The sequence below is a fragment of the uncultured Xylophilus sp. genome (assembly GCA_913776965.1).
In the GTDB taxonomy this organism is placed as follows: Bacteria; Pseudomonadota; Gammaproteobacteria; order Burkholderiales; family Burkholderiaceae_C; genus Xylophilus.
On sequence record CAJYQL010000023.1, the window covers coordinates 62,916 to 77,261 of the forward strand.

The 14,346-nt window shown below is 67.4% G+C and carries 14 protein-coding genes; 1 reads left to right on the plus strand and 13 read right to left on the minus strand.

Annotated elements, in window-relative coordinates; all coding sequences use genetic code 11:
* Positions 1-8: 8 nt before the first annotated feature.
* From lpxA to rpsB, 13 genes are all read right to left on the minus strand, one after another.
* Positions 9-812, minus strand: coding sequence for an acyl-ACP--UDP-N-acetylglucosamine O-acyltransferase (lpxA, locus tag QZ500_RS03385; protein WP_295850820.1), 804 nt, complete (start codon positions 810-812; stop codon positions 9-11).
* A 17-nt stretch (positions 813-829) separates the two neighbouring features.
* The gene (gene fabZ / locus QZ500_RS03390; protein ID WP_295850822.1) at positions 830-1,270 is read right to left on the minus strand and encodes a 3-hydroxyacyl-ACP dehydratase FabZ; all 441 of its coding nucleotides are present in this window, start codon (positions 1,268-1,270) and stop codon (positions 830-832) included.
* Positions 1,271-1,274: 4 nt separating this feature from the next.
* A complete protein-coding gene (gene lpxD, locus QZ500_RS03395) occupies positions 1,275-2,267 on the minus strand; it encodes a UDP-3-O-(3-hydroxymyristoyl)glucosamine N-acyltransferase (protein WP_295850827.1) in 993 nt (330 codons plus the stop codon).
* 22 nt (positions 2,268-2,289) lie between these two features.
* A complete protein-coding gene (locus QZ500_RS03400) occupies positions 2,290-2,808 on the minus strand; it encodes an OmpH family outer membrane protein (RefSeq protein ID WP_295850830.1) in 519 nt (172 codons plus the stop codon).
* Positions 2,808-5,105: an outer membrane protein assembly factor BamA gene (gene bamA / locus QZ500_RS03405; protein ID WP_295850834.1), complete on the minus strand. Its 2,298-nt coding sequence runs from the start codon at positions 5,103-5,105 to the stop codon at positions 2,808-2,810. The genes QZ500_RS03400 and bamA overlap by 1 nt, the downstream gene beginning before the upstream one ends.
* A gap of 95 nt (positions 5,106-5,200) precedes the next feature.
* Positions 5,201-6,565 carry an RIP metalloprotease RseP gene (rseP, locus tag QZ500_RS03410; RefSeq protein WP_295850837.1) on the minus strand — a complete coding sequence of 455 codons (1,365 nt, stop codon included), beginning with the start codon at positions 6,563-6,565 and terminating at the stop codon, positions 5,201-5,203.
* A gap of 36 nt (positions 6,566-6,601) precedes the next feature.
* Positions 6,602-7,792 carry a 1-deoxy-D-xylulose-5-phosphate reductoisomerase gene (gene ispC / locus QZ500_RS03415; protein ID WP_295850840.1) on the minus strand — a complete coding sequence of 397 codons (1,191 nt, stop codon included), beginning with the start codon at positions 7,790-7,792 and terminating at the stop codon, positions 6,602-6,604.
* Entirely contained in the window at positions 7,789-8,652 is an 864-nt protein-coding gene (locus QZ500_RS03420; RefSeq protein WP_295850843.1) for a phosphatidate cytidylyltransferase, read from the minus strand. Before QZ500_RS03420 ends, ispC begins: the two co-directional genes overlap by 4 nt.
* Positions 8,646-9,425 carry a polyprenyl diphosphate synthase gene (uppS, locus tag QZ500_RS03425; protein WP_295850846.1) on the minus strand — a complete coding sequence of 260 codons (780 nt, stop codon included), beginning with the start codon at positions 9,423-9,425 and terminating at the stop codon, positions 8,646-8,648. The genes QZ500_RS03420 and uppS overlap by 7 nt, the downstream gene beginning before the upstream one ends.
* 19 nt (positions 9,426-9,444) lie before the next feature.
* Complete coding sequence (frr, locus tag QZ500_RS03430; protein WP_295850849.1) at positions 9,445-10,005, minus strand: ribosome recycling factor; 561 nt, start codon at positions 10,003-10,005, stop codon at positions 9,445-9,447.
* A gap of 34 nt (positions 10,006-10,039) precedes the next feature.
* On the minus strand, positions 10,040-10,762 hold the full coding sequence (pyrH, locus tag QZ500_RS03435) for a UMP kinase (protein ID WP_295850852.1): 723 nt from the start codon (positions 10,760-10,762) through the stop codon (positions 10,040-10,042).
* A gap of 108 nt (positions 10,763-10,870) precedes the next feature.
* On the minus strand, positions 10,871-11,800 hold the full coding sequence (tsf, locus tag QZ500_RS03440; RefSeq protein ID WP_295850856.1) for a translation elongation factor Ts: 930 nt from the start codon (positions 11,798-11,800) through the stop codon (positions 10,871-10,873).
* Positions 11,801-11,902: 102 nt separating this feature from the next.
* On the minus strand, positions 11,903-12,658 hold the full coding sequence (gene rpsB, locus QZ500_RS03445; RefSeq protein ID WP_295850858.1) for a 30S ribosomal protein S2: 756 nt from the start codon (positions 12,656-12,658) through the stop codon (positions 11,903-11,905).
* 162 nt (positions 12,659-12,820) lie between these two features.
* Here rpsB and QZ500_RS03450 point away from each other — a divergent pair, with 162 nt between their 5' ends.
* Positions 12,821-14,338 carry an NAD(P)H-hydrate dehydratase gene (locus QZ500_RS03450; protein ID WP_295850860.1) on the plus strand — a complete coding sequence of 506 codons (1,518 nt, stop codon included), beginning with the start codon at positions 12,821-12,823 and terminating at the stop codon, positions 14,336-14,338.
* The last annotated feature ends 8 nt before the right edge of the window (positions 14,339-14,346 follow it).

Genomic DNA, 14,346 nt, shown 5'->3' on the forward strand with positions numbered 1-14,346 from the left:
GCGTGCGCCTAGCGGACGATGCCGCGCTGCGGCGGCACGGCTGCCAGGAAATCGAGCATCCTGTCCACGTCGGGCTGCGCGTCGGGGAACCGTTCCGGCAACGCGGCGATGCGCTCCCGCGCGGCGTCGAGCGTCAGCCCGTCGCGGTAGAGCGCCTTGTGCATTGCCTTCACGGCGGCGATGCGGTCGGCCGAGAAGCCGCGCCGGCGCAGCCCTTCGAAATTCATCGACCGTGCACCGGCCGGCTGGCCCTGGCTCATGACGAAGGGCGGCTGGTCGGCGAACAGCAGCGAACACATCGCCGTCATGCCGTGCGCGCCGATCCGCACGAACTGGTGCACCACCGTGAAGCCGCCGAGGATCACCCAGTCGTCGACCTCGACATGGCCGGCCAGCTGCGAGTTGTTGGCGAAGATGGTGTGGTTGCCCACCCGGACGTCGTGCGCCAGATGCACGTACGCCATGATCCAGTTGTCGTCGCCGATCGCGGTCACGCCACCGCCGCCCGGCGAGCCGATGTTGAAGGTGCAGAACTCGCGGATCGTGTTGCGGTCGCCGATGCGCAGCTCGCATGGCTCGCCGGCGTACTTCTTGTCCTGCGGGACCGCGCCGAGCGAGTTGAACTGGAAGATCCGGTTGTCGCGGCCGATGGTGGTGTGGCCCTCGATCACGCAATGCGCGCCGACTGTCGTGCCGGCGCCGATCGTCACATGCGGGCCGACGACCGTGTAGGGTCCGATGCTGGCCGATGGATCGATCCGTGCACCCTCGGCGACCAGGGCCGTCGGGTGGATGCCTGCGTTGCTGCTCAACCGCTGCTCCGCACGCCTCAGGCGATGGTCCGCATGGTGCACATCAGTTCGGCCTCGCAGGCGACCTCGTCGCCGACCCGCGTCGTGCCCTTGAACTTGAAGATGCCGGACTTCATGCGCTCGAGCGTCACATCCATCACCAGCTGGTCGCCCGGCTCGACCGGCCGCTTGAAGCGCGCGCCGTCGATGCCGGCGAAGTAGTACACCGTCTTGTCGTCGGGCGTCACGCCGAGGGTCGCGAAGGCGAGCAGCGCCGCCGCCTGGGCCATCGCCTCGAGCATCAGCACGCCCGGCATCACCGGGCGGTGCGGGAAATGGCCCATGAAGAACGGTTCGTTGATCGACACGTTCTTCAGCGCGCGGATGCTCTTGCCCTTCTCGATCTCCAGCACCCGGTCGACCAGCAGGATCGGATAGCGGTGCGGCAGTTGCTTGAGGATCTGGTGGATGTCCAACATGGTGTCAGGAGGTCTTCTTCGATTCGTGCTCGAGCGTCTGGATGCGCTCGCGCAGCCGGTGGAGCTGCTTCAGGGTGGCGGCGTTCTTTTCCCAGCGCGGATTGTCGTCGATGGGAAACACGCCAGTGTATTGCCCCGGCTTCAGGAGGGACCGGGTGACGACCGACGCCGCCGAGATGTGGACATGGTCGGCGAGCCGCAGATGCCCAAGCACCACCGCGCCGCCCCCCACCGTGCAGTGCGCACCGATCACCGCGCTGCCGGCCACGCCCGCGTTGCCCGCCAGCGCGCTGTGCCGGCCGATCCGCACGTTGTGCCCGATCTGCACCAGGTTGTCGATCTTCACACCGTCCTCGATCACCGTGTCGTCGAGGGCGCCGCGGTCGATGCAGCTGTTGGCGCCAATCTCGACATCGTCGCCGATCCGCACCGCGCCGAGCTGCTCGATTTTTTCCCAGCGGCCCTCGTCCAGCGCGAAACCGAATCCGTCGGCGCCGATCACCACGCCGGCGTGCAGCAGGCAGCGGGCGCCGATCCGGCAGTCCTCGCCCACCGTGATCCGCGACGCGAGGACCGTATGCGCACCGACCGTCGCGCCGCGCTCGATCACGCAGAGCGGGCCGATCGCCGCGCTCGGATCGACCGTCGCCTCGGGATGCACCACGGCCGTCGGATGGATGCCGGCGGTCGCGCCCCGCCCGCGGTGGCGCTTCCAGAACTGGGTGAGCCGCGCGAAGTAGAGGTACGGGGACTCGGTGACGATGCAGGCGCCGCGCGCCTCGGCCGCCTCGGCCATCGCCGGCGCCACGATGACGCAGGCCGCCTGCGAATCGGCCAGCTGCTGGGCGTAGCGGGGATGACTCAGGAACGCGAGCTGCCGGGGACCCGCCGATTCCAGCGGCGCCAAGCCCTCGATCGGCAATGCCGGATCGCCCCACAGCTCGCCGCCCAGCGCATCGACGATGGCCTGCAGCGGCAGGCCCGATGGGCCGGGCATCGGGACGGTCACCGTCGGCGAATTACTTGGCGCCCGGCGTATTCAGCGCCTTCAGCACCTTGTCGGTGATGTCGAACTTCGGGTTGATGTAGACGGCTTCCTGCAAAATCACGTCGTACTTTTCCTGCTCGGCGACCTGCTTGACCACACGGTTGGCGCGCTCGAGGACGGCCTGCAGTTCTTCGTTCTTGCGGGAATTTAGGTCTTCCTGGAACTCGCGGCGCTTGCGCTGGAAATCGCGGTCCTGCTCGACCAGCTGGCGCTGGCGGCTGGCGCGCTGGCTCTCGGCCAGCGTGGGGGCTTCCCGCTCGAACTTGTCCGAGGCGGACTTCAGCGCGTTGCCCTGGTCCAGCAGGTCTTTTTCGCGCTTCGCGAATTCTTGCTCCAGCTTCGCCTGGGCGGCCTTGGCGGTGTTCGCTTCGCGGAAGATGCGGTCCGTGTTCACGAAGCCCGCGCGGAAGTCCTCGGCCTGTGCCGGCGCCGCGCAGGCGACGAAGGCAAGTGCGAGACCGATGGAGCTGTGACGGAGAAAAGCGTTCATTAGAAGGACGTTCCGATCTGGAATTGCAGTTTCTGGATTCTATCGCCGGGCTTCTTGCGCACCGGGTTGGCGATGGCGATACGCAGCGGGCCGACCGGGGAGATCCAGCTCAAGCCCACGCCCACCGAGGCGCGCAGCTCGCTCGCGGTGAACTTCTCATTTTCGCCGAACACATTACCCACGTCGGTGAAGCCGAATACCCGCAGCGTGCGGTCGTTGCCGGCACCCGGGAACGGCGCCACCGCTTCGACGTTCAGCGTGAACTTCTTCGCACCGCCGATCGACGAGCCGGTCACGTCGCGCGGACCGAGCGTGCCCTGGTCGAAGCCGCGCACCGAGCCCAGGCCACCGGAGTAGAAGTTCTTGAAGATCGGGAACGGCTTGCCGTTCAGGCCCTTGCCCGCGCCGAGTTCGGTATTGAACGCCAGCGTGAACTTCTTGCTGAGCGGCACGTACTGCTGGAACTGGTAGTTCCCGCGCGCATAGCGTGCATCGCCCGCCACGCCGAACTCGGAATTGAAGCGCTGGTAGCGGCCGGAATTCGGCGCCAGCGCGCTGTCGCGACTGTCGCGCGACCAGCCGATCGTCAACGGCAGCGAATAGCTGGTGTACCCCACCTGTTCCGCGTAGCGCAGGTAGGCCGCCGGAATGTTGGTACCCGGCTTGATCTCGGTGCGCTCGCCGCCGGCACCGAAGAAGACGGTGTCGGTCTCGCTGAAAGGCACACCGAAACGCATGCTGGCGCCGGAGGTCAGCAGCCGGTAGTTGCCGCCCTGGTCCTGGTACGGACGCGAGGACCGGTGGTAAACGTCGACCGTGCGGGAAATGCCGTCCTGCGTGAAGTACGGATTGGTCGTGCTCAGCACGATCGCCCGGTTGTAGCGGCTGGTATTCACGTCGATGCCCAGGTAGTTGCCCGAGCCGAACACGTTTTCCTGCTTGATGCCGAAATTGAGCGCGACCTTTTCCGCGCTGGAGAAGCCGGCGCCCAGTTGCAGGCTGCCGGTGGGCTTCTCGGTCACGTTGATCACGAGGTCGACCTGGTCCGGCGAGCCGGGCACGTCCTGCGTCTCGATGTCAACCTGGCTGAAATAGCCGAGGCGGTCCACCCGGTCGCGCGAGAGCTTAATCTTGTCACCGTCGTACCAGGAGGATTCGAACTGGCGGAATTCGCGCCGGATCACTTCGTCGCGGGTGCGGTTGTTGCCGCTGACCGAGATGCGCCGCACATACGCCCGGCGCGACGGCTCGGCCTGCAGCACCAGGGCCACGCGGTTGTTCGCACGGTCCACGTCGGGCACCGCCTCGACCCGCGCGAAGGCGAAGCCGAAGTTGCTGAAATAGTCGGTGAATGCCTTGGTGGTCTCGGTGACCTGGTCGGCGTTGTACGGCTCGCCGGGCACGATCTTGATCAACGACTTGAACTCGTCGTCGCGGCCGAGGTAGTTGCCCTCGAGCCGCACGGCCGACACCACGTAGCGCTCGCCTTCGGTCACGTTGACGGTGATGCTGATGTCCTGCTTGTTCGGCGAGATCGCGACCTGCGTCGAATCGACCTTGAACTCCAGGTAGCCGCGCGACAGGTAGTAGGAGCGCAGCGTCTCGAGGTCGGCATTTAGCTTGGCGCGCGAGTAGCGGTCGGACTTGGTATACCAGCTCAACCAGCCGCCGGTGTCGAGGTCGAACAGCCCCTTGAGCGTCGACTCGCTGAACGCCTTGTTGCCGACGATGCGGATGTCCTTGATCTTCGCCGGCTCGCCTTCGGTCACCGTGAAGGTCAGGTTGACGCGGTTGCGGTCGATCGGCGTGACCGTCGTCACCACGTCGGCACCGTAGAGGCTGCGGTTGATGTACTGGCGCTTGAGTTCCTGCTCGGCGCGGTCGGCCAGCGCCTTGTCGTACGGACGGCCTTCGGTCAGGCCGACGTCGCGCATCGCCTTTTTCAGCGTGTCCTTGTCGAATTCCTTGGTGCCGGCGAAATCGACGTTGGCCACCGTCGGCCGTTCCTCGACGATCACGGTCAGCACGTCGCCGGTCACTTCCAGGCGCACATCCTTGAACAGGCCGAGCGCGAACAGGCTGCGGATCGCACCGGAACCCTTCTCGTCGTTGTAGTTGTCGCCGACGCGGAACGGCAGCGACGCGAACACCGTGCCGGGCTCGACTCGCTGCAGCCCCTCGACACGGATGTCGCGCAGGGTGAACGGATCGACGGCCCAGGCCGCCTGCGCCGCGAACAGCAGGGCGGCCACGGCCGCAGCGGGGCGCGGGCGGAAACGGGTGAGGGGGTGCTTCATGGATGGATGAAGGATCAGAAAGAAAACCGGGGAGCCGCAGCGACCCGCGGGAGGACCCGCCGGCGCAGCCAACGCGCGATTATGACGGACGCGCCTCAGCCCAAAAGGCGGGACACGTCGTTGAAGAGTGCGATCGACATCATCACCAGCAGCAGCGCGACGCCGCCCCGCTGCAGCCGCTCCAGCCAGGCGTCCGACACCGCACGTCCGGTGACGCCCTCCCAAAGGTACATCGCGAGATGGCCGCCGTCGAGCACCGGCAGCGGCAGCAGGTTGAGCACGCCCAGGCTCACGCTGATCAGCGCGAGGAACACGAGGTACTGGGTGAAGCCCATGTTCGCGGAGCGGCCGGCGTAGTCGGCGATGGTCAGCGGACCGCTCAGGTTCTTCAGCGAAGCCTCGCCGATCACCATGCGGCCCATCATGCGGAGCGTGAGCGTTGACACCTCCCAGGTGCGGACCGCGCCGCGCCACAGCCCTTCGACCACACCGTAGCGCACCGTCAGCATCGCGGGCGGCCCACCCACCAGCGCACCTATGCGGCCGACGGTTTCACCCTTGTCCGTCACCACGGCCGCCGTGACCGGGACTTCCATCAGACGCCCTGCCCGCTCGATCTGCCAGAGGCGGGGCCCGGCCGCCGCACCGCCGGTGGATGCGCGGATGGCCTCCCGCAACTGCGGCCCGTCCGCCACCGGCGTGCCGCCGATGCGCAGGACCCGGTCGCCCTTCTGCAGACCGGCCGCATTCGCTGCGCCGCCGGCCTGCACGTCGCCCAGCACCGGCGCGGTCCACGGCCCCAGGATGCCGATCGCGCGGAACAGCCGCGCATCCGCGTCGCGGGCGTCGAGCTGCGCGAGCGGCAAGGTCACGGTCCGGGCGGCACGGCGATCGGGCGCCCGCACCTCGACCTGCAGGTCTTGTCCGTCCAGGGCCGCGCGGACCAGCATCCAGTGGAAATCGTCGAACGACCGGACGGCTTCGAGCGGCTCGTCCACCGGCGCAGCGCGCAGCACTTCGTCGCCGCCCTGCAGACCGGCGCGCGCCGCAATCGAATCGGTGGTCGGCGCCGGCAATACGGCCTGCGCTTCCTGCACGCCGATCCAGTTGACGCCTGCATAGAGCAGCACGGCCAGCAGCAGATTGGCGATCGGCCCTGCCGCGACGATCGCCGCCCGCGCCCGCAGAGGCTGGGTGTTGAACGCGAGGTGCAGTTCCTCGGGCGCCACCGGCCCCTCGCGCTCGTCGAGCATCTTCACATAGCCGCCGAGCGGCAATGCGCCGATCGCGAACTCGGTCGGCAACCCCGCTTTCTGCCAGCGCCAGACCGATGGACCGAAGCCGATGGAGAAGCGCAGCACCTTCACCCCGCAGGCGCGCGCCATCCGGTAGTGGCCGTATTCGTGTACGGCGATCAGCAGGCCGAGCGCGACGAGAAAGGCAAGAACGGTCGTCAGCATGGGGAAAGTGTCGGTCGTCCGGCGTAGCGGCGGGTGTCAGCCCAGCCGGGTCACGCAGACTTCGGCGGTGCGCCGGGTGCGGGCGTCGAGCGCCAGCAAATCGCCGAGCGAAGACGGCGCGCCGCAATCGACCGTGGAGAGTGCGTCGGTGTTGACCGCATGGATCTGGTCGAAGCGGATGCGGCGGTCGAGGAAGGCCTGCACCGCCACCTCGTTGGCGGCATTCAGGACGGCGGTCGTGCCGGCCGGGCCGCGCAGCGCATCCCAGGCCAGCTGCAGGCCCGGGAAGCGCGTGTGGTCGGGCGTTTCGAAGGTGAGCGCGGACAGAGCGGCGAAATCCAGCCGCTCCGCGCCGCTTTCGATCCGCTCCGGCCAGGACAGGCCGTAGGCGATCGGCACCCGCATGTCCGGCACGCCGAGCTGCGCAACGAGCGAACCGTCGTGGTACTGGACCAGCGAATGGACGACGCTCTGCGGATGGATCACCACCTCGATCCGGTCCGGCGGCAGTCCGAACAGATAACAGGCCTCGATCACCTCGAGGCCCTTGTTCATCATGGTCGCGGAATCGACCGAGATCTTGCGGCCCATCGACCAGTTGGGATGGGCACAGGCTTCCTCGGGCGTCACGGCCGCGAGCGTCGCCGGATCGCGGCGCCGGAACGGGCCGCCGGATGCCGTGAGGATCAGCCGGTCGACCCGGCGCGCCCAGGTGGCAGGATCGTCGGGCAGCGACTGGAAGATGGCGGAATGTTCGCTGTCGATCGGTAGCAGCGTGGCCCCACCGCTGCGCACCGCCGCCATGAACAAGGCACCGCCGACGACCAACGCCTCCTTGTTAGCGAGCAGCAAACGCTTGCCCGCTGCCGCCGCCGCCAGGCACGGCGCCAGACCGGCGGCGCCGACGATCGCCGCCATCACAGCATCGACCTCCGAATCGGATGCTATATCTTTCATAGCATCCGACCCATGCAGCACCTGCGTCGGCAGCCCCTGGGTCTCCAATTGTTGCTGCAGCTGAAGCCCGTGCGGTGCGCTGGCCATCACGGCATAGCGCGGCCGGAATCGCTGGCACTGCGCCAATAGAAGATCCACCTGGGTGGACGCCGCCAGGGCAAACACCTCGAACCGGTCCGGATGGCGGCCGACGACGTCGAGCGTGCTGGTGCCGATCGAACCGGTGGAGCCGAGGACCGTCAGCCGCAGCCGGCGTGCAGCGCCGTTCATGCGGGGAACGCCGGCAAGGTGGTGGCCAGCATCATCGCCAGCGGCAGCGTCGGCAGCAGCGCGTCGATCCGGTCGAGCACGCCGCCGTGGCCGGGCAGCAGGCTGCTGCTGTCCTTGGCGCCGGCGCTGCGCTTGACCAGCGACTCGACCAGATCGCCCACCACGCTCATCGCTGCGAGAAAGATCGCCCCGACGGCGACCAGCCACCAGCCCTGCTCCGCCAATCGGCTGTAGAAGCTCGGCACCGCCGGCTGGGCATGACGGTCGGCGACGATCCACACGACCGCCAGCACCACCACGCCCAGCATGCCGCCCCAGACGCCTTCCCAGCTCTTGCCCGGGCTGATCGACGGCGCCAGCTTGCCGCGGGTGAAGCGCAGTCCGAAAGCTCGCCCAGCGAAGTAGGCGAACACGTCGGCGATCCAGACCAGCAGCAGGATCGACAGCAGGAAATTGATGCCGATGACGCGCGCCTGCGCGACTGCAAGCCACGCGAGCCACAATGCCAGCACGCCCCCGATCACCCGCACTGTCTTCGGTACCCCAGGCCAGCCGGCGACGCCCCGACGCAGCAACCATGCACCGGCGAGCACCCACAGAGCGCCCCCGATGAGCCAGGCGAGCGGCATCGGCCGCTCGATCCAGCCGAGCTTCCAGGACACCAAGCACAGCGCAGAGCAGTCGAACGCGACGAACAGCGCACTCTTGCCGCCGTAACCGTTCAGCCGGCCCCATTCCCAGGCGGCCGCCGCCATCGCCAGCAATGCGAGAACGTTGAAGGGGACCGGCGACGGATAGAACAGCGCCGGCAACAGGATGGCGAGCAGGACGGCGGCGGTGATGATACGCTGCTTCAGCATGGTGGGACCGCTTTCAGGGAAGGCACGGCAGCCGGCGGAAGCGCCGACCCACTCGGAGAGGCTGCGGCAGCGGCGACCTGCTCGGGTGTCTTGCCGTAACGGCGCTGGCGTCTCGAGAATTCCGCAATGGCTGCGTCGAGCGCGTCGGCATCGAACTCGGGCCAGAGCCGGTCGCTGAAGACCAGCTCGGAGTATGCGCACTGCCAGAGCAGGAAATTGCTGATGCGCTGCTCGCCCCCGGTGCGGATCAGCAGATCGGGATCCGACACATGCGACAGCGACAGCGTGCGCTGCAGGCCCGCTTCAGTGATGGGTTCGCCCCGCTCTGCCAGCGTCTGCGCGGCCTGGGCGATGTCCCAGCGGCCGCCGTAGTTGAAACACACGTTGAGCACGAGTCCGGTGTTGCCGGCCGTCAGCACCTCGGCCGCCCGCAGGCTGTCCTGCACCGCAGGCGCGAGCGGGCTGCGGTCACCGGCGAAATGCAGTCGAACGCCGTCCGCATGCAGCGGCGGTACTTCCCGCGCCAGTGCACGCCCCAGCAGCGACATCAGTCCCGAGACCTCGGTCGCGGGCCGGTTCCAGTTTTCGGAGGAGAACGCGAAGACGGTCAGGACACCGACCCCTCGCTCCATACAGGCCCGGACGCAGCGTCGCAGCGACTCGACGCCCTGCCGGTGACCGGCGAAACGCGGCAGAAAACGGCGGGTTGCCCACCGGCCGTTGCCGTCCATGACGATGGCGATATGGTGCGGAATCCCGCACGGGGACGACATGCCAGGACGCTCCGCAGGCTCAGACGGCCAGGATTTCCTGTTCCTTGGCCGCGACGAGCTTGTCGATCTCGGCGATGTGGCGATCGGTGACCTTCTGCACGTCGGCTTCGGCACGCTTCTGGTCGTCTTCCGATGCTTCCTTGTCCTTGACCAAGCGCTTGACGGCATCGTTGGCGTCGCGACGCAGGTTGCGCACGGCGACCTTGGCGTTCTCGCCTTCGTTGCGCACCAGCTTGGTCATTTCCTTGCGGCGCTCCTCGCTCATCGGCGGCATCGGCACGCGGATCAGATCGCCCATCGATGCGGGATTGAGGCCCAGATCGCTTTCGCGGATCGCCTTCTCGATCTTGGCGCCCATGCCCTTTTCCCAGGGCTGCACGCTGATCGTGCGTGCGTCCAGCAGCGACACGTTGGCCACCTGGCTCAGCGGCACCATGGAGCCGTAGTACTCGACCTGGACCGTGTCGAGCAGTGCGGGATTGGCGCGGCCGGTCCGGATCTTGGTCAGGTTGTTCTTGAAGGCCACGATGGACTGGTCCATCTTGCCTTCGGCAGTCTTCTTGATGTCGGCGATCGTCATGAATGTTCTCCTGCAGGGCGGATGCTCGCTACGTTCAGGCGTGGACCAGCGTACCTTCGTCTTCGCCCATCACCACGCGGCGCAGTCCGCCATGCTTGAAGATGGAGAAGACCTTGATCGGCAGCTTCTGGTCGCGGCACAGCGCGAAGGCGGTGGCGTCCATGATGCCGAGATTCTGCGCGATCGCATCGTCGAAGCTGAGCTGCGCATAGCGCGTGGCCGAGGGATCCTTCTTGGGATCGGCGGTGTACACGCCATCGACCTTGGTCGCCTTCAGCACGATCTCGGCGCCGATCTCGGCGCCGCGCAGCGCAGCAGCGGTATCGGTCGTGAAGAACGGATTGCCGGTACCGGCGGCGAAGACCACCACCTTGCCTTCTTCGAGGTACTGCAGCGCCTTCGGCCGCACGTAGGGCTCGACCACCTGCTCGATCGCGATCGCCGACATGACGCGGGCGGTCAGGCCCTGCTTGTCCATCGCATCGGCGAGCGCCAGCGCGTTCATCACGGTGGCGAGCATGCCCATGTAGTCGGCGGTCGCCCGGTCCATGCCGACCGAGCCGCCCGCGACGCCGCGGAAGATGTTCCCCCCGCCGATGACGACGGCCACCTGCACGCCCAGCCGCGTGACGTCCGCGATCTCCTCGACCATCCGCACGATGGTCGCGCGGTTGATGCCGAACGCGTCGTCGCCCATCAGTGCTTCACCGGACAGCTTGAGCAGGATGCGCTTGTGGGCTGGCGAGGTGTCGGACATCGATGAACTCCTGGGCAATACGGGCAAAAAATTCTCAGGCAAAAACTCGGGCGGCCAAAGCCACCCGCCGCCCCGACCATGCAGCCAGGGCGTGGGAGCACCGCAGGATCAGGCGGCACCCTTGGCAGCGGCGACCTGCGCGGCAACTTCGGCTGCGAAGTCGTCGACCTTCTTCTCGATGCCTTCGCCGACCACGTACAGCGTGAAGCCCTTCACGGTCGTGCCGCTGGCCTTGAGCATCTGCTCGACCGTCTGCTTGCCGTCCGCAGCCTTCACGAAGACCTGGTTGAACAGCGAGACTTCCTTCAGGTACTTCTGCACGCCGCCTTCGATGCGCTTGGAGACGATCTCGTCGGACTGGGCCGGCTTGCCGGCAGCTTCTGCGGCCTTCTTGTCTTCCTCGGCTTTGCCGGCGGCAACGGCACGTTCCTTCTCGATCAGCTCGGCCGGCACGTCGGCGCTGGTCAGCGCGACCGGCTTCATGGCGGCGACGTGCATCGCGACGTCCTTGGCAGCCGTGGCATCACCTTCGAACTCGACGACCACGCCGATGCGGGTGCCGTGCAGGTAGGAGGCCAGCTGGGCGCCGGAATCGAAGCGCTTGAAGCGGCGGAACGACATGTTCTCGCCGATCTTGCCGATCAGGCCCTTGCGCACGTCCTCGAGCGTCGGGCCGAAACCGTCCTGCTCGTACGCCAGTGCACCCAGGGCTTCGACGTCGGCCGGGTTGTGCTGGGCGATCAGCTTGGCAGCGGCGTTGGCCAGTGCGATGAAGCTGTCGTTCTTGCTGACGAAGTCGGTTTCGCTGTTGACTTCCACCAGCGCGCCGACCTTGCCGTCGATGTGGCTGGCGACGACGCCTTCCGCCGTGATGCGTGCAGCCGCCTTGCCGGCCTTGTTGCCGAGCTTGACGCGCAACAGTTCTTCCGCCTTGTCCAGATCGCCGTCGGCCTCCGTCAGGGCCTTCTTGCACTCCATCATCGGAGCGTCGGTCTTGGCACGCAGTTCTGCGACGAGTTTTGCGGTGATAGCAGCCATGTGTTCTTTCTCTTTAACGGTTCGGTATGGATCGGTGCGGCAGACGGCCGGCTAAAAAAAAGGGGCCAACAGCCCCTTTCCTGACGGCCGCGAAGGGTCGACTCAGGCGGCAGCGCCCTCTTCGACTTCGACGAACTCGTCGTTGCCTTCGGACGCAGCCTTGGCGACGTCGTTGACGGCGTTGGAACGGCCTTCGATGACCGCATCAGCGATGCCGCGGGCATACAACGCCACGGCCTTGGCCGAGTCATCGTTACCGGGGATCACGTAGTCGATGCCTTCGGGCGAGTGGTTGGTATCGACCACGCCGATCAGCGGAATGCCGAGCTTCTTGGCTTCCGAGATGGCGATCTTGTGGTAGCCCACGTCGATCACGAAGATCGCGTCGGGCAGCGCAGCCATTTCCTGGATGCCGCCGATGTCCTTCTCGAGCTTCTCGATTTCGCGGGAGAAGGTCAGCTGCTCCTTCTTGCTCAGCGTGGCGAACGCACCGCTTTCCTGCTGGGCCTTCAGGTCCTTCAGACGCTTGATCGAGGTCTTGACCGTCTTGAAGTTGGTCAGCATGCCGCCGAGCCAGCGCTGGTCAACGAAGGGCACGCCGGCGCGCTTGGCTTCGTTGGAGACGATCTCGCGGGCCTGGCGCTTGGTGCCGACGAACAGGATCGTGCCGCGGTTGGCCGACAGCTGCTTGACGAACTTCTCGGCTTCCTGGAACAGCGGGAGCGACTTTTCCAGGTTGATGATGTGGATCTTGTTGCGGTGGCCGAAGATGTACTGGGACATCTTGGGGTTCCAGAAGCGGGTCTGGTGTCCGAAGTGGACGCCGGCTTCCAGCATTTCGCGCATGGTGGTGGGCATGAATAGGCTCCGAAGGTTGGGTCTTAAATCCGGTCCGTAACGCGGTTCGCGCAGCAGACAACGACTGCGGCGAACACGGCACCTTGAGTGGACCGGTTTGCGATTGATCCGCCGTCGCACCGGGGATCGGCGCTGGGCGAAACCGCGAGAGTATAACAGCGCATGCACCGCATCCTCCCCGACCGTCCCCATCCCCTCTTCGATACATCGGCCACGCGTCGCATCGAAACGGCTGCAGCACAGGGACTGCCGCCCCATACGCTGATGGAACGGGCCGGCCGGTCGGCCGCGCGCTTGGCCCTAGCGCTCGCACCGCACGCACGCCACGTCTGGGTCGCCTGCGGACCAGGTCACAACGGGGGCGACGGGCTGGAGGCGGCGGCGGCGCTGCGACAGGCCGGACGCACGGTGACGGTCACGCTGGCGGCCGACGCCGACCGACTGCAGACCGATGCCCGCGTGGCCCTCGACCGCGCCCGCGCCGCGGGTGTCGTGTTCGACCCGGGCCTACCGGACGGCCTCGGCCCGCAGGACCTGTGCATCGATGGACTGCTCGGCATCGGGCTGCGCAGCCGCTCTGAGCCGATGGCGGACCGCCTGCAACGGACGTTCGCGCAGCTGGCCGACACCTGCGCGCCCATCCTGGCGCTGGACATTCCGTCCGGCCTCGCAGCCGACACCGGGCATGAAGCTATCGAAACCATAGCTGGATACTCAGCACAGTCGGGCGCAGGAGGCCATTTTCTTGCTCAGAACACCCTGACTTTCCTGACGCTCAAGCCCGGCCTCTTCACCGCCCAGGGGCGCGACCGGGCCGGCACCGTCTGGTTCGACGACCTCGGTATCGCACCGTCCGAGGCGCCTGCCGCGTGGCTGTCCGGCCCGCCCGCTGACGCCGACAGTCGGCATGCCGTGCACAAGGGCAGCTTCGGCGATGTCGCGGTGGTCGGCGGCGAAGGCATCGGCCGTCGCGGACGCGGCATGGAGGGCGCGGCCTGGCTGGCCGCCACGGCCGCGTTGCATGCCGGCGCCGGCCGGGTACTGCTCGCGCTGCTCGACACCGCCGCCTGGACCGGGGGAAGCTCGCCCGAACTGATGCTGCGGACCGTCGACGCGTTCGACCTGTCGGCCGGCGCGGTCGTCTGCGGGTGCGGCGGCGGAGAGGCGATCCGCGAACCGCTCCCGCGGGTGCTGGCCGAGGCGTCCCGCCTGGTGCTGGACGCCGACGCGCTGAATGCCGTCGCTGCCGACAGGTCACTGCAGCAGCAGCTGGCCGGTCGCGCACCGCACGGCCGCACGACAGTCCTGACTCCGCATCCGCTCGAAGCCGCACGCCTGTTGGACAGCACGACCGATGCGGTCCAGGCCGATCGGCTGGAGGCGGCCCGCCGCTTGTCCGAGCGGTACGGCTGCACCGTCGCGCTGAAGGGCTCGGGCACGATCGTCGCCACGCCCGGACGCACACCCGCCATCAACCCGACAGGCAACGGCCGGCTGGCGACGGCCGGGACCGGCGATGTCCTCGCCGGCATGGTCGGCGCAGCGCTGGCCCGCCCGGGCGCCGATGCCTTCCAGGCGACGGTCGAGGCGGTCTACACGCACGGCGCGCTGGCCGACCGCTGGCCGACCGACCGCGCGCTCACGGCCGGCCGGCTGGCGCTTAGCGCCATTCGCCGCTGAGCGGCGCG

Coding starts and splice junctions, on each gene's coding strand:
- fabZ (WP_295850822.1), bottom strand. CDS start 1,270: ATGTTGGACATCCACCAGATCCTCAAGCAACTGCCGCACCGCTATCCG.
- lpxD (WP_295850827.1), bottom strand. CDS start 2,267: ATGCCCGGCCCATCGGGCCTGCCGCTGCAGGCCATCGTCGATGCGCTG.
- QZ500_RS03400 (WP_295850830.1), bottom strand. CDS start 2,808: ATGAACGCTTTTCTCCGTCACAGCTCCATCGGTCTCGCACTTGCCTTC.
- bamA (WP_295850834.1), bottom strand. CDS start 5,105: ATGAAGCACCCCCTCACCCGTTTCCGCCCGCGCCCCGCTGCGGCCGTG.
- rseP (WP_295850837.1), bottom strand. CDS start 6,565: ATGCTGACGACCGTTCTTGCCTTTCTCGTCGCGCTCGGCCTGCTGATC.
- ispC (WP_295850840.1), bottom strand. CDS start 7,792: ATGAACGGCGCTGCACGCCGGCTGCGGCTGACGGTCCTCGGCTCCACC.
- QZ500_RS03420 (WP_295850843.1), bottom strand. CDS start 8,652: ATGCTGAAGCAGCGTATCATCACCGCCGCCGTCCTGCTCGCCATCCTG.
- uppS (WP_295850846.1), bottom strand. CDS start 9,425: ATGTCGTCCCCGTGCGGGATTCCGCACCATATCGCCATCGTCATGGAC.
- frr (WP_295850849.1), bottom strand. CDS start 10,005: ATGACGATCGCCGACATCAAGAAGACTGCCGAAGGCAAGATGGACCAG.
- pyrH (WP_295850852.1), bottom strand. CDS start 10,762: ATGTCCGACACCTCGCCAGCCCACAAGCGCATCCTGCTCAAGCTGTCC.
- tsf (WP_295850856.1), bottom strand. CDS start 11,800: ATGGCTGCTATCACCGCAAAACTCGTCGCAGAACTGCGTGCCAAGACC.
- rpsB (WP_295850858.1), bottom strand. CDS start 12,658: ATGCCCACCACCATGCGCGAAATGCTGGAAGCCGGCGTCCACTTCGGA.
- QZ500_RS03450 (WP_295850860.1), top strand. CDS start 12,821: ATGCACCGCATCCTCCCCGACCGTCCCCATCCCCTCTTCGATACATCG.